The organism is Microvirga sp. GCM10011540, from assembly GCF_042650665.1.
In the GTDB taxonomy this organism is placed as follows: domain Bacteria; phylum Pseudomonadota; class Alphaproteobacteria; order Rhizobiales; family Beijerinckiaceae; genus Microvirga; species Microvirga lenta.
Genome location: NZ_JBHSBQ010000016.1, coordinates 1 through 13,639, shown reverse-complemented (window position 1 = coordinate 13,639; position 13,639 = coordinate 1). Strand labels below are relative to the sequence as shown.

13 protein-coding genes and 1 pseudogene are annotated in these 13,639 nt (G+C 65.7%); 6 read left to right on the top strand and 8 right to left on the bottom strand.

Going from position 1 to position 13,639, the window contains the following annotated elements:
- Positions 1-20: 20 nt before the first annotated feature.
- Positions 21-1,193: an ABC transporter substrate-binding protein gene (locus ACFOYU_RS06760; RefSeq protein ID WP_377033023.1), complete on the bottom strand. Its 1,173-nt coding sequence runs from the start codon at positions 1,191-1,193 to the stop codon at positions 21-23.
- A gap of 179 nt (positions 1,194-1,372) precedes the next feature.
- On the opposite strand from ACFOYU_RS06760, the gene ACFOYU_RS06755 reads away from it, so the two are divergent.
- From ACFOYU_RS06755 to ACFOYU_RS06730, 6 genes are all read left to right on the top strand, one after another.
- Positions 1,373-2,155 carry an IclR family transcriptional regulator gene (locus ACFOYU_RS06755; protein WP_377032980.1) on the top strand — a complete coding sequence of 261 codons (783 nt, stop codon included), beginning with the start codon at positions 1,373-1,375 and terminating at the stop codon, positions 2,153-2,155.
- A gap of 154 nt (positions 2,156-2,309) precedes the next feature.
- Positions 2,310-3,170 carry a diaminopimelate epimerase gene (gene dapF / locus ACFOYU_RS06750; RefSeq protein WP_377032979.1) on the top strand — a complete coding sequence of 287 codons (861 nt, stop codon included), beginning with the start codon at positions 2,310-2,312 and terminating at the stop codon, positions 3,168-3,170.
- Positions 3,171-3,282: 112 nt separating this feature from the next.
- Positions 3,283-4,116 carry an exonuclease domain-containing protein gene (locus tag ACFOYU_RS06745; RefSeq protein ID WP_377032978.1) on the top strand — a complete coding sequence of 278 codons (834 nt, stop codon included), beginning with the start codon at positions 3,283-3,285 and terminating at the stop codon, positions 4,114-4,116.
- Entirely contained in the window at positions 4,113-4,634 is a 522-nt protein-coding gene (locus ACFOYU_RS06740; RefSeq protein WP_377032977.1) for a ribonuclease H, read from the top strand. The genes ACFOYU_RS06745 and ACFOYU_RS06740 overlap by 4 nt, the downstream gene beginning before the upstream one ends.
- Before the next feature lie 24 nt (positions 4,635-4,658).
- The gene (locus ACFOYU_RS06735; RefSeq protein ID WP_226742096.1) at positions 4,659-4,973 is read left to right on the top strand and encodes a hypothetical protein; all 315 of its coding nucleotides are present in this window, start codon (positions 4,659-4,661) and stop codon (positions 4,971-4,973) included.
- Positions 4,974-5,027: 54 nt separating this feature from the next.
- Positions 5,028-6,824 carry a DEAD/DEAH box helicase gene (locus tag ACFOYU_RS06730; RefSeq protein ID WP_377032976.1) on the top strand — a complete coding sequence of 599 codons (1,797 nt, stop codon included), beginning with the start codon at positions 5,028-5,030 and terminating at the stop codon, positions 6,822-6,824.
- 60 nt (positions 6,825-6,884) lie between these two features.
- Here the strand turns inward: ACFOYU_RS06730 and ACFOYU_RS06725 are convergent, their stop codons facing one another.
- The 7 genes and pseudogenes from ACFOYU_RS06725 to ACFOYU_RS06695 form a co-directional block, all read right to left on the bottom strand.
- Complete coding sequence (locus ACFOYU_RS06725) at positions 6,885-7,736, bottom strand: CheR family methyltransferase (protein WP_377032975.1); 852 nt, start codon at positions 7,734-7,736, stop codon at positions 6,885-6,887.
- Positions 7,733-8,824 (bottom strand): chemotaxis response regulator protein-glutamate methylesterase, encoded by a 1,092-nt coding sequence (locus ACFOYU_RS06720; protein WP_377032974.1) that lies wholly within the window; start codon positions 8,822-8,824, stop codon positions 7,733-7,735. Before ACFOYU_RS06720 ends, ACFOYU_RS06725 begins: the two co-directional genes overlap by 4 nt.
- A gap of 63 nt (positions 8,825-8,887) precedes the next feature.
- A complete protein-coding gene (locus ACFOYU_RS06715; protein ID WP_226742092.1) occupies positions 8,888-9,253 on the bottom strand; it encodes a PleD family two-component system response regulator in 366 nt (121 codons plus the stop codon).
- A 36-nt stretch (positions 9,254-9,289) separates the two neighbouring features.
- Positions 9,290-9,443 (bottom strand): annotated as a pseudogene (locus tag ACFOYU_RS06710) (two-component system response regulator); the annotation flags it as partial.
- A gap of 53 nt (positions 9,444-9,496) precedes the next feature.
- Positions 9,497-9,982, bottom strand: coding sequence for a chemotaxis protein CheW (locus ACFOYU_RS06705; RefSeq protein WP_377032973.1), 486 nt, complete (start codon positions 9,980-9,982; stop codon positions 9,497-9,499).
- Positions 9,979-12,786, bottom strand: coding sequence for a chemotaxis protein CheW (locus ACFOYU_RS06700; protein ID WP_377032972.1), 2,808 nt, complete (start codon positions 12,784-12,786; stop codon positions 9,979-9,981). Before ACFOYU_RS06700 ends, ACFOYU_RS06705 begins: the two co-directional genes overlap by 4 nt.
- A gap of 88 nt (positions 12,787-12,874) precedes the next feature.
- A partial coding sequence (locus ACFOYU_RS06695; protein WP_377032971.1) for a methyl-accepting chemotaxis protein occupies positions 12,875-13,639 on the bottom strand: 765 nt, incomplete at its 5' end.

Here is a 13,639-nt window from a genome sequence, read left to right as displayed (position 1 = left end):
GATAGCCTCGGACCGCACCCTTACTGGGTTGCGAGGCCCGGGTCTTTCTGGTTGGGGAAGGTCTCGATCTCTTTGTTGATGAGCTTGCCGTCCGGCCCCTTCACGACTTCCCGCAGGTAGATGTTCTGGGTCACGTGCCGGGTTTCCGGATCGATGCTGACGGGACCGCGCGGACTGGTCCAGGCAAGGCCCTTCACGGCATCGACCGCCTTCTGCGCATCCTGCTTCCCATCCGTAGCCTCGATCATCTTGTAGATGACGTGCATCCCGTCATAGGCCCCGACGGAGGGGAAGGAGAGCTGCTCGGGCGAACCGATGGCCTTCGTCGCCGCTTCGACGAAGCGCTTGTTCTCCGGCGAGTCGTGCGAGACTGCGTAATGGAAGGTGGTGAGAAGACCCAAGGCCCCTTCGCCGAGAGCCGGCAGGTCCGATTCCTGTGTCAGGTCGCCCGGCGCGAAGAACTTGATACCGGCCTGCTTGAGGCCGGTCTCGTTGTAGGCCTTCACGAAGCCCAGCGTCGTGGGTCCCGACGGCAAGAAAGCGAACACGGCCTCGGCGCCGGAGTCGCGGACGCGCTGCATGATCGGGCTGAAATCGGTGGTGTTGAGCGGCATTCTGATAGTCTCGACCACCTGCCCGCCGGCCGCCTCGAAAGATTTCTTGAATGCGGCCTCGGCATCGACGCCCGGGCCATAATCGCTGACGGCCGAGATCACCTTCTTGACGCCGCGGTCGGTGGCGATCTTACCGAGAGGCGTCGTCGTCTGGGCCGTGGTGAAGGACGTCCGCACGACGAGCGGCGACTGGTTCATGATGGCGGATGTGGCCGCATTGAAGATCACGAGCGGGGTATTGGCCTGCTTGAGGAGCGGCGTGATCGCCAGCGCATCCGGCGTGAAATAGACGCCGCCGAGATACTGGACCTTCTCCTTGACGACCAACTCCTGGGCCAGGGCGCGGGATTGTGCAGGGTTGGCGGCCGGAAGATCGCGATAGATGACCTCGATGTCGTGGCCCTTCACGCTCTTGCCGTTGAGAGCCATGTAGGCCTCGACGCCCGCCTGGAAGTTCTTGCCCTGCAAGGCGAACGGGCCGGAGAAGGGCCCGATGATGCCGACCTTGATGGTGTCGGCAGCCGCGGAGACGGAGCCCGCGAGCAGGACGCCGGCGGCGGCACTGAGAAGCTTCTTCATAGATGGCATGTCTTTCCTCCCTAGAGGCCTCATTCGGCAGGACCTGCGGTCTCTTAGCCTTTGGTCTCATCTTTTGTTCGTACTGCGAACATTGATTACCATAGCGAACATGAAGTACAAATATCGAGCTGGTGTCAAGGCTACCAAAGTCCAGCACATGCTCTGTGTCGGGAGGTCTCATGGCGAATTCGGATATGGATGAGAGCACCGGAGGAGACCGGGAAATCGTTGCGAGCCTAGAGAAAGGCCTGGCCGTGATCGAGGCCTTCGACGGAACCCGCCCGCGGCTGACGCTGTCGGAGGTGGCCAAGCTGACCGGGATCACGCGTGCCGGCGCACGCCGCTACCTGCGCACGCTCACCAAGCTGAACTATGCCGATTTCGACGGGCGCTATTTCAGCCTGAGCCCCCGCATTCTGAGATTGGGCTACGCTTATCTCTCATCCGCGTCGGACTCCGCCCGCCTGCAGCCCTTCCTCGAAAGGATCTCCGAACAGACGGGGGAATCGAGTTCGGCCGCCGTGCTCGACGGTGACGAGATCGTCTATATTGCGCGCTCTGCCACGCGACGGATCATGTCGATAGGGCTCGGCGTCGGCAGCCGGCTTCCGGCCTATTGCACATCCCTGGGGCGGGCCATTCTCGCCTATCAGCCGCCTGCGGAGCTCGACGCCTACCTCGACCGGGTCCGGCTGGAGCCAAGGACCCCCAAGACGATTACGGACAGGACGCAACTGCGTGCCGCCCTGGATGCTGTCCGCGCTCAGGGCTTCGCGATGGTCAGCGAGGAGCTCGAATTCGGCCTGAGATCCATCGCCGTTCCGCTGATCCAGAAGAACGGCAAGGTCACGATCGCCCTGAACATCAGCGCGCAGGTGGCTCACGCCTCCCCGGCGGAGATGGAGGAGCGCTTTCTTCCCTCCTTGAAAGAGGCGAGCGAGGCGCTTCGCTACACGTTCTAGCAGGCGTGACGGAGCGCCTTTCCGCCGCTCGGAAGACTAGATCCCATCGAGGAAAGCCGGCCCTCTCATGGATCCATGAAGGCTCCAAACTTGACTCGCGCAGCGGGCCACATTCAGTCTGAGGTTTCTGCCGTCCGCTCGTCCTGAGGCTCCCTTGCTCAGCCATCCCATTGCGTCGCTCGACCTTTCCGGACGCTCTTTTCTGAAGATGCACGGCCTCGGCAACGATTTCGTCGTTGTCGACGGACGAACGAAACCCTTTTCTCCTTCTCCCGATGTGATCCGCCTGATCTGCAACCGCCATACCGGAGTGGGTGGCGACCAGCTTCTCGTCATCGAGCCGCCGACGGTTGCCGGCGCAGATGCGCGCATGCGCATCTACAACGTGGATGGCACGGAAGCACAGACCTGCCTGAACGCGACCCGATGCGTCGGATGGCTTCTTCTGAAGGAGAGCGGCGGCAGGCGCCTTCATCTAGAGACCTTGGGAGGGCTCATCGACGCATTCGATCCGGGGGAGAATGAACTGACGCTTCGCCTCGGCTCTCCCCGATGGGACTGGCGAAGCATCCCCCTCGCCTCCCCCGCCGACACCCTCATGCTCGACCTGTCCTCAGGCCCGCTTTCGCAGCCGACAGCCGTCAATGTAGGCAACCCGCATCTCGTCTGCTTCGTGGAGCAGCGGGATGCCGTCGATGTTCCGCGCTGGGCGGCGCCCATGCAGAACCATCCCATGCTACCGGAAGGTGCCAATATCGGCGTCGCCGAGATCGTCGGGCCGGACCGCCTGCGCCTCGTCGTTTGGGAACGCCCTGGAATCCTGACCCAGGCCTGCGGCAGCGGCGCCTGTGCCGCCGTCCTTGCCGCCCGCCGCCGGGGCCTGACCGACGAGAGGTGCATCACGGTGGAAATGCCCGGCGGGACACTGAGGATCGAGGTCGACGACGACGAGAGCCTCACCCTGACCGGTCCCGTCGCCGTCGCGTTCTCCGGGCGGCTCCCTCCTTGGGTTTGATCCGTGGCCGTCCTCTGCGACAATCGTTCATGCGCATCCGCCCCGCAAAACCCTTACACCTCGGCCCCACCTTAGAGCCCGAACAATTCCGCGAGCGAAAAAGCCTTTTCCGATGAACTACCTTGTCCTCGACCTGGAGACGGCCAATCCCGATTGCGCCTCCATCTGCCAAATCGGGATCGTGAAGGTCGAGAATGGCGAGACCACCGCGACGATCTCCCATCTGATCGATCCGCAGGACAGTTTCGATCACTGGAACATCAAGGTGCATGGCATTCAGCCCCACCATGTGGTGGGATGCCCCAGTTTCTGCGAGCTCCTTCCCGAGCTGATACCCCTGCTCGAAGGTCAGATCATCGTGACGCATGGCTCGTTCGACAGAGTGGCAATCACAAAGGCTTGCCAGAAATACGGGCTTCCCGCCGTGGAGGCGACCTGGCTCGACAACCAGACCGTCGTGCGCCGGACCTGGCCCCAGTTCTCCCGTAAGGGCTATTCGCTCGGAAACCTGGCCAATCACTTCGGAATTGAGTTCCAGCACCACGATGCTCTCGAAGATGCCATCGCAACGGCTCATATCTTCCGGAGAGCTTTGGCGGAGAGCGGGCGGACGGCCAGCGAGTGGGTCTCCGCTATGGGGCAGCGCAGCCCGCACCAGGGGGCGATCCTGCAGCACGGCTCGGTCAGCGGTCCCTTCGCAGGCAAGACCGTCGTCTTCACCGGACGTATGCAGATAACCCGCAAGGAGGCTGCCCGACGCGCAGCCGCCCTCGGGTTCACGGTCGCGGCCGCCGTCTCGCCGACCACCAGCCTTCTCTGCGTCGGAGACGACAGGAACAGGGTCGGCAAGAGCTCCAAGGAGCGGGACGCAGAGCGCCTTCTTCTGGCCGGCCATCCGATCTCGATCATGGCCGAGCACGAATTCTGGCGGCTGCTGTCGGCATGATCCACGGGACCGAGGAGCGCGCGGTCGTCTATACCGATGGGGCCTGCATGGGCCGCGGCAGGCTGCGTCCGGGCGGCTATGCGGCCATCATCCTCCTCGGAAGCCGGGAAGACATCATCACCGGCCGAAGCTTGGCCACGACCAATACGGCGATGGAACTCATGGGGGTCGTCGAGGCTCTGGAGGCCCTTCCGCCGTCTATCCCGGTCGAGATCTACAGCGATAGCCACTACGTCATCATGGGAGCCACCAAGCATCTGCCATGGTGGCGGTCGCGGGGCTGGCGGATCGTGAAAGGCGGCAAGGTCGCGAACAAGGACCTCTGGCAGCGTCTCTCCCTTCATCTGAGCGGGCGCTCCGTGACCTGGAACTGGGTCAAGGGCCACTCGGGCGACCTCCACAACGAGCGTGCCCATGCCCTGGCCTATCAGGAGGCGCAGGGCGCCGCCCGCGGAATCCTCCGGGATCCGGGCAAAAATGATCGAATTCCTGGGATGGGCGTTAGTGGAGTGGAATGACCCTGCCCCGACAAAGGAAAAGCCATGATTACGCTCGAGATCGCCGGGAAGGCCGTAGCCGTCACCAACGCGGACGAGGATCAAGCCCGGGAACTGTTTCTCAGCGAGAGCTTCAAAGATGACCTGATGTCGTTTAAGAGCGAGGGCCGCCCCCTTTGGGACGGATCGGCTGCCTTGACGACCAGGGCCTCATCGGAAGACGAAATCGACGCTTTCACTGAGGCTCTGGATGAAGAGGACGAGGACGAAGACGACGACCTCGGCGACGATGACCTTGATATCGATGTTGTTTTCCTGGTCTCGATCGACGAAATAGACGATAGCGCCGCCTCAGGCTGATGATTTTACCGGAGCTAACCACTGCTCCTCAGAAAACGGTTCAGCCGCAAACCCATGCCCTTCCCTAGAACGAATTCCAGCCTCGAGCGCGCTCTCGCCGATAAAGGCTACAATGAGCCCACTCCCGTCCAGGCGGCCGTGCTTCAGCCCGACGTCCTGGACCGCGACCTTCTCGTCTCCGCCCAGACCGGCTCGGGCAAGACCGTCGCCTATGGCCTCGCCCTCGCGTCCACCCTGCTCGGCGACGCCGAGCGGTTTGGCGCGCCGGCCGAGCCCCTGGCCCTCATCATCGCCCCGACCCGTGAACTGGCCCTGCAGGTCAACCGGGAGCTCATCTGGCTTTACGGGCCCGCGGGTGCGCGGGTGGCATCCTGCGTCGGCGGAATGGATGTCCGCCGGGAGCAGCGCGCCCTCGCGGATGGCTGCCACATCGTGGTCGGCACTCCGGGGCGCTTGCGCGACCATCTGGAACGGGGCCGGCTCGACACCTCGAAACTCCAGGCCGTGGTGCTCGACGAAGCCGACGAGATGCTGGATCTGGGCTTCCGCGAGGACCTCGAATTCATCCTGGATGCGACGCCTGCCGAACGGCGGACGCTCCTTTTCTCCGCGACGATCCCGAAGAACATCGCAGCGATGGCGCGGCGCTACCAGCGCGACGCTGCCCGAATCGACACCCTGGTGCAGAACCAGCCGCACGGCGACATCGAGTACAGAGCCGTGAGGATCGCGCCGAACGAGATCGAACACGGCGTCGTGAACGTGCTGCGCTTCTACGAAAGCCGCGGCGCCATGGTGTTCTGCCATACCCGCGAGGCCGTCAGGCACCTGCAGGCAAGCCTGCTGGAGCGCGGCTTCTCGGCCGTCGCCCTTTCGGGCGAGCTCAGCCAGAGCGAGCGCACCCATGCCCTTCAGGCACTCCGCGACGGCCGCGCGCGGGTCTGTGTCGCAACGGACGTCGCGGCGCGCGGCATCGATCTTCCGGATCTCGGCCTGGTCATCCATGCGGATTTGCCGAACGACCACGAGACGCTCCTGCACCGAAGCGGACGCACGGGCCGCGCCGGCCGGAAGGGTGTCTGCGTCCTCCTCGTTCCCTATACCCGCCGCAGAAAGGCCGAGAGGCTTGTGGATGCGGCCGGTGTGGATGTCACATGGGGCGGCCCGCCATCGGCCGACGAAATCCGCCTGAAGGATCAGGAGCGGCTGCTGAAGGATCCGGTCTTCTCCGAGGAGTCGACGGAGGAGGACCTCGCGATGGCGCGGGCGCTCCTCGAGGGCCGCTCGGCCGAGGACATTGCGGCGGCTCTGGTTCGATCCTACCGTATGCGCCTCCCGGCCCCGGAGGAGATCTTCGATTCCGGATCGGATCGAGGCGAGCGTCCCCGCAGGGAAAAGCGCGAATTCAGGGAAGAGGGCGACGGCCGCCGCGGTTCTCGCCGTGGAGACGGAGCAGAGGACGACCGCCGCAGCCCGGGGGACATGGTGTGGTTCCGCATGAGCGTGGGTCGCCGCAACAATGCCGATCCCCGCTGGCTCGTCCCCATCATCTGCCGCCTGGGGCACGTGACCAAGAAGGAAATCGGCGTCATCCGCATCTTCGATCAAGAGACGAAGTTCGAGATCGCCAAGTCACATGCTGCGAAATTCGCCGCAGCCGCCCGCAAGACCAACGACGAGGATATCCGGATCGCCCCGGCGGATGGCGATCGCCCCCACCAAAAGGCCGAAGGGAACAAGGGCTCGAAGGATCGTGGCCCCTCGAAGGACCGCGGTCCCAAGAGCGGCAAGAAGCCGCCCTTCAAGCAAAAGCCCAAGGAAGGGTTCTCCAAGAAGCGCAAGCGGGACTGAGCGTCCCATCCGAAGGGTAAGGGGAAGCGGCACGACGGCTGCTGCTTCCCGCCCTGCCGATCAGCGAACGGCCGTCAGGCGCATTGGAGCTGCCGTTTCGGAAGCCGCCTTCGCATAGAGACCCCGATTGACCGGATCGGGAGACAGAGCCTCCGTCAGGCCGATCACCGTTTCCGCCGCTCCCAGGAGCAGCGCGCCGTCTGGCGCCATGGCGTTCGCCAGGCGATGCAGCACGTCCGTTTTCGTGGGCTTGTCGAAATAGATGAGCACGTTGCGGCAGTAGATGATGTCGAATGTGCCGAGGTGGCCGAACTCCTTGATCAGATTGAGGGGCCGGTAGTCCACCATGGCGCGTATCTGCGGCGAGATTTGCCACTGATCCCCGTTCTGCTTGAAGTACTTCACCAGAAGCTGGATCGGGAGCCCCCGCTGCACCTCGAACTGGTTGTAGAGTCCGGCCTTGGCCTTCTCCAGGACCTCGGTCGAGATGTCCGTGGCCACGATGTCGACATGCCAGCCGGCAAGCCGCCCCGACGCCTCGTTGAGCAGCATGGCCAGCGAGTAAGGCTCCTGCCCTGTCGACGCCGCAGCGCACCAGATGCGCAGCCGGCGTGTGGAGGCGCGCGCTGCGAGATAGCGCGGCAACAGCACGTCCTTGAAGAGATCGAAGGGACCCTTGTCTCGGAAGAAGAAGGTTTCGTTCGTCGTCATGGCCTCGACGACGGCCTTTTCGAGACCGGAGTTCCGTCCGCTCTTGAGAACGGTCACCATCTGCGAGAGCGTTTCCAGCTCAAAACGGCGGCAGATCGGGCTGAGGCGGCTTTCCACGAGGTAGCGTTTCTCCGCCGTCAAGGCGAGCCCGGATCGAGCCTTCAGGAAACCGCGTAGGAATTCGAAGTCGAGTTCGGTCATGGTGTCGACCCGGTGATATGGCCCTTGAGAACAGGCCCGATGGATTCGAGAGAAAGGATGTCCTGAGCGAGCCCTGCCTTGGCCACACTGCCGGGCATGCCCCACACAGTGCTGGTCGCCTCGTCCTGGGCGAGAACGGTGCCCCCGGCCTGAACGATCGACCGTGAGCCGCCCGTGCCGTCCGAGCCCATGCCCGTCAGGATGACGGCGAGAGCGGAGCTGCCGAAGATGGCGGCCGCATCGCGGAACAGCACATCGACGGCCGGCCGGCAGAAGTTCTCCGGTGGCCCGTCGTCGAGGCGGATGACCGGGTTTCCTGACCCGCCCGAGAGTCCCATGTGACGCCCGCCGGGTGCGATGAAGATCGTTCCCGGCACCAGCGGCTCACCGTCGGCGGGCTCGCAGGCCCGCACGCCGAACTGGGCGCGCAGATGATCGGCGAACACCGCCGTGAACATCGGCGGCATGTGCTGCACGATCAGCACCGGAACCCTGTGAATGGCGGGGCCGAGGCCGATGAGGACCTGCTCGACCGCACGCGGCCCTCCGGTGGACGCTCCGATCAGAAGAACCTTGGGTCGGGACATGATCGGCTTCACGGTCGGGCGGGATACGCTCGCGGCGATCCGCACGGGACGGGCGCGGGATCCGGCATGGGTCTTCAGCTTCTCGATCAGGTCGCGGCGGAAGTCGTCGGAGGTGGACTTTTCGCGCTGCGACTCCGGTTTGGCGAGGTAGTCCACGGCGCCGAGGGACAGGCACTTCACCGAGATCTCGGCATTGCGCCGGGTCAGGGTGGAGACGACGATCACCTTGACCCCCGGCCTGCGCTTGAGGATGAGCGGCAATGCCGCGACGCCGTCCATCTCGGGCATCTCGAGGTCGAGCAGGACGATGTCGGGTTCGAAGCGCTCCAGCGCGTCGACGGCAATGCGGCCGTTAGCGGCGGTCGTGACGACGTCGAAGGCCCCGGTCTCGGTGATCCATCGGGCCACGAGGCCACGGACGACCACGCTGTCGTCGACGACCATCACGCGTGTCCGCGTAGACCCGGCGGGCAGTGTCTGGGAGGCGGACTCTGCAGGCATGAATGAAACTCAGATCAAAAACAAAGATGAGGATTGGAGCCGCGGATGGAAATCATCCGTGGCCTAGATGATGCCGGCTTCCTGAAATTTGGCTGCCACGATGTCCTTGTCGAACGGCTTCATGATGTACTCGTTCGCCCCGGCCTCGAGGGCGCGGGAGATGTGGGCAATATCGTTCTCGGTGGTGCAGAAGATGATCTTCGGCTCGCCTCCACCGGGCATCTGGCGGACCTGCGTCAGGAACTCGTATCCGTCCATGACGGGCATGTTCCAGTCCAGCAGAACCACGTCCGGCATTTCCGATTGGCACGTAATCAGCGCCTTCTCCCCGTTTTCGGCTTCGGAGACACGGAACCCCATGTCTTCCAGAATACGCCGGGAGACTTTGCGGATGACCGTGGAATCATCGACGACCAGGCAATGCATCATGGTCTCAAACTCCTGAAAATTTACGCAGCTTTTCGGATATCGAATTGAAGGACTTGATCGNGGCAGCCGTGCCGTCGGAGGCGTCGTCCACGTCCTTGAAGCCGATCTGCTTCAGAAGGTTGCGCAGGATCCGGATCATCGTCTGGTAATCGTCAACCACAAGAACCGGAATGGATAGATCAAGACTCACGATGTTTAATCCTTCTTCTCAGGCAGGTCGGAGGGTTTCGGCGGCGAAATCCCCTAGGCGGCTTGCCTTTCCGTCTCGAATGCGAGAACCGCGTCCACGTTTAGGATGATGAGGAGTTTTGACTGGAGCTGGTGGACGCCCTGGGACAGGCTGGCCCAGCGCGGGTCCATGTGCACGGGGTTGGGCTGCAGGTTGTCCGGATCGAGCTTGAGCACCTCGCCCACCTCGTCGACCAGAAGCCCGTACGCCTCCCCCTGGTGCTCCAGACCCACCGCCATCCGCCGCTCCGACCCCTCCCGGTCCCCCAGCCGCAGACGACGCCGCAGGCTCACCGCCGTCACCACCCGCCCGCGCAGGTTCAACAGGCCCGCAATCTCCGCCGACGCCAGCGGCACCGACGTCATCTCCGCCACCACGAACACGTCGTGAACCCGGTCGATCGGCAGCCCCAGAAGCTGGCCGTCCACCGTCACCGTCACGTATTCCACCTGGCGCGAGAACCCCTTGGCTCCCGCCCCCTTCGCCGGCACCATGCTCATGCCGCCTCCTCCCTCGTCTCATCCAGTTCCGACAGCGCCGCCAGAAGGCCGCGCCGGTCGAACTTCGCCACCAGTTCCGTCACCTGAAGCTTGTGCGCCTGCGCAATCTGACGCGGGTCGTGCTTCACCGTCAGGCCGATCACCGGCAGGCGCGCAAACCGCGTCGAGGCGCGAAGGCTCGCGATCAGCTCGAACCCGGACCGGTCCGGAAGCTCCAGCTCGCTGATCAGCACGTCCACCGCCGCCCCCGAGGCCAGAACCTGCAGCGCCTCGCCCGCGCTGGCCGCCGCATGCACCTTGTAGCCCGAGGCCTTGAGCACCGGCGTGAGCATGTTGCGGAAGAACGCCGAGCCGTCCACCAGCAGCACGCCGCGCCCCGCCGGCGCGCCCGCCGGCGCCGCCGAGCGCATCCACGCCTCCGCCACCAGCGGCAGGTAATGCGCCACGTTCACCACCTCGGTCGCCCGGCCCCGGATCACCGCCGAGCCCACCAGGTCCGAGCGGTCCGCCACCAGCTCGATGTCGAGCCGGTCGTCCACGATGTCGACGATCTCCTCCACCGCCAGACCCAGCGACAGGTCCCCGTCCGAGAACACCACCAGCGCCTGCGAGCCCTCGCGCTTGATCGACAGGGCCTCGTCGCAGGCCACCAGCGGCATCAGGCGGCCCCGGTACTGCACCAGCGGACGCCCGCTCACCCACTCGATCGTGGCCGCGTCGATCTCCTCCAGCCGCGTCACCAGCGACAAAGGCACCGCCTTCAGGGCCGAGCCCCCGCCCCGGAACACCAGCATCGTGGTGGTCTCGTCGTCGCGCGCCCCAGCCTGCTCGGCCGCCTCGTCGCCGGCAAACGGGCTGTCCTCCGAGCCCGACCCCACCATGCGCGCCAGCCCGTTCGGGTCCACGATCAGCACCACCGCCCCGTCGCCCAGGATGGTGTTGCCCGAGAACAGCTGGATGTGGCGCAGCTTCGACGACATCGGCTTGACCACGATCTCCTCGGTGTGGAACACCCCGTCCACCAGGATGCCGAAGCGCTGGCGCCCGACCTGGGTCACCACCACGAAGCCTTCGCTCGCCGCCTCGTCCCCCGACAGCCCCAGCACCTTCGACAGCGGCACGATCGGCAAAAGCCGCTCGCGCAGGCGCAGCACCGGCGTGCCGTTGATGCGCTCGATCGTGTGCTCCGAGCCCGGCGTCACCCGCACCAGCTCCAGCACCGCCACCTGCGGGATGGCGTAGCGCTGGTCCTTGGACGCCACGATCAGCGCCGCCACGATCGCCAGCGTGAGCGGGATCTTGATCGTGAACGTGGTGCCCCGGCCCTGCTCCGAGCGGATGTCCACCGTGCCGCCGATCAGCTCGATGTTGGTCTTGACCACGTCCATGCCCACGCCCCGGCCCGAGACCGAGGTCACGGCCGCCGCCGTGGAGAAGCCGGGGTGGAAGATGAACTTGGCCACCTGGGCCTCGCTCATGCGCTCGACCTCGGCCTCCGTGGCGATGCCGCGCTCGACCGCCTTGCGCCGGATGGCCGCGAAGTTCAGCCCCTTGCCGTCGTCGGCGATCTCGATCGTGATCGAGCCGCCCTCGTGATAGGCGTTGAGCCGGATCGTGCCGCGCTCCGGCTTGCCGGCCGCCGCCCGCTCGAGCGGGCTTTCGATGCCGTGATCGGCGGAGTTGCGCACCATGTGGGTGAGCGGGTCCTTGATCACCTCCAGCACCTGGCGGTCGAGCTCGGTCTCGGCGCCCTGCATCACCAGCTCGATCTTCTTGTCGAGCTCGGACGACAGGTCGCGCACCACCCGCGGCAGCTTCTGCCAGGCATTGCCGATCGGCTGCATGCGGGTGCGCATGACCCCGTCCTGCAGCTCGGCGGTCACGTGCGACAGGCGCTGCAGCGGCACCTTGTAGCTGCCGTCGTCGACCCGGCGCGAGATCTCGAGCAGCTGGTTGCGGGTGAGCACCAGCTCGGACACCATGGTCATGAGGTGCTCGAGGGTGTCGACATTGACCCGGATGGTCTGCACCTTGGCCGAGGGCGCCTCGCCGCCCTCCTCGCCGCCGGCCCGGCCCTCGGCCTTCTCGACCGGCTTTGCCGCGGCGGGCGCCGCAGCGGCGGGCTTTGCCGCGGCGGGTCTGGAAGCGGCCGGCTTGGGCGCCGGACCGGGCGCCTCGCGGAAGGCGCGCTCGAGCTCGTCCAGCGGCACCTCGCCCGGCAGCAGGGCCCTTTCCAGCACCTGATAGGCGAGCGTGCCGGTGGTCACCGCCGGTGCCGCCGGGCTCGTCGGACCGGGGGTCTCGCGGAAGGCGCGCTCGAGCTCGTCCAGCGGCACCTCGCCCGGCAGCAGGGCGCGCTCCAGCACCTGATAGGCGAGTGTGCCGGTGGCGGCGGCGGGCGCCGGGGCGGCGGCCGTCTCCTGCGCCGGCTCCTGGGCCGCCATGGCCTCGAGCGCATCGATCAGGTCGTGATCGGCGCCCTCGGGCTCGACGGCGTCGCGCTCGAGATCGGCCAGGATCTCCTTGATCCGGTCCAGGGTCGACAGGATCAGGGTCACCGCGGCCGAGGTCACCGGCATGCCGTCGCGGAACTTGCCCATCAGGGTCTCGGCCGCATGGGCCAGCGCCTCCAGGCGCGGCAATCCCAGAAAGCCGCAGGTGCCCTTGATGGTGTGGACCAGGCGGAAGATGTTGCTCAGGATCGCCTTGTTGTTGGGATCCTGCTCGAAGCGCACCAGCTCCACGTCGACCGTGTCGAGATGCTCGGCCGTCTCGGTCAAAAACTCACGCAGAAGATCGTCCATTCACGCCACTCACATTCGACAACGGCTGCAACACAAAACTTGACGGGGAGCACCGGCGCGCCGGCGCCGGTGCCGGGAAGGTCCGGCCTCAGGCGGCCTGGACCCCGGAGAGGAAGTGCTCGACCTCCTGGCCGAGGCTGGCCGAGTGCCGGGCCAGCTCCTGGGCGGCGGAGAGCACCTGGGCGGCGGCCGCCCCGGTCTCGCCGGCGCCGCGGCGGACCTCGCCGATGTTGCCGGTGACGAGCTCGGTGCCGCGGGCGGCCTCCTGCACGTTGCGGGAGATCTCGGCGGTGGCGGCGCCCTGCTGTTCCATGGCGGCGGCGATCGAGACCGAGATCTGGGACATCTCGGCAATGGTGCTGGCGATGGCCTGGATGGCGCGCACGGCCTCCTCGGTCGCCTGCTGGACCGATCCGATCTGGGCCGAGATCTCCTCGGTGGCCTTGGAGGTCTGGTTGGCGAGCTCCTTGACCTCGGAGGCCACGACCGCAAAGCCCTTGCCGGCCTCGCCGGCCCGCGCGGCCTCGATGGTGGCGTTGAGGGCGAGCAGGTTGGTCTGGGACGCGATGTTGTTGATGAGCGCGATCACGTTGCCGATCTTCTCGGCCGAGACGGCCAGGGTCTGGACGGTGGCGTTGGTGCGCTGGGCGTCGGCGACGGCGCGTTCGGCGATCTGGGAGGACTGGCTGACCTGACCGGCGATCTCGCGGATCGAGATGGAGAGCTCCTCGGTGGCGGCCGCCACCGTCTGCACGTTGGACGAGGTCTGCTCGGCCGCCGAGGCCACGCTCACCGAGCGCCCCGTCGCCTGGTCCGCAACGTCACGCATCGATCGTGCCGTGACCTCCATCTC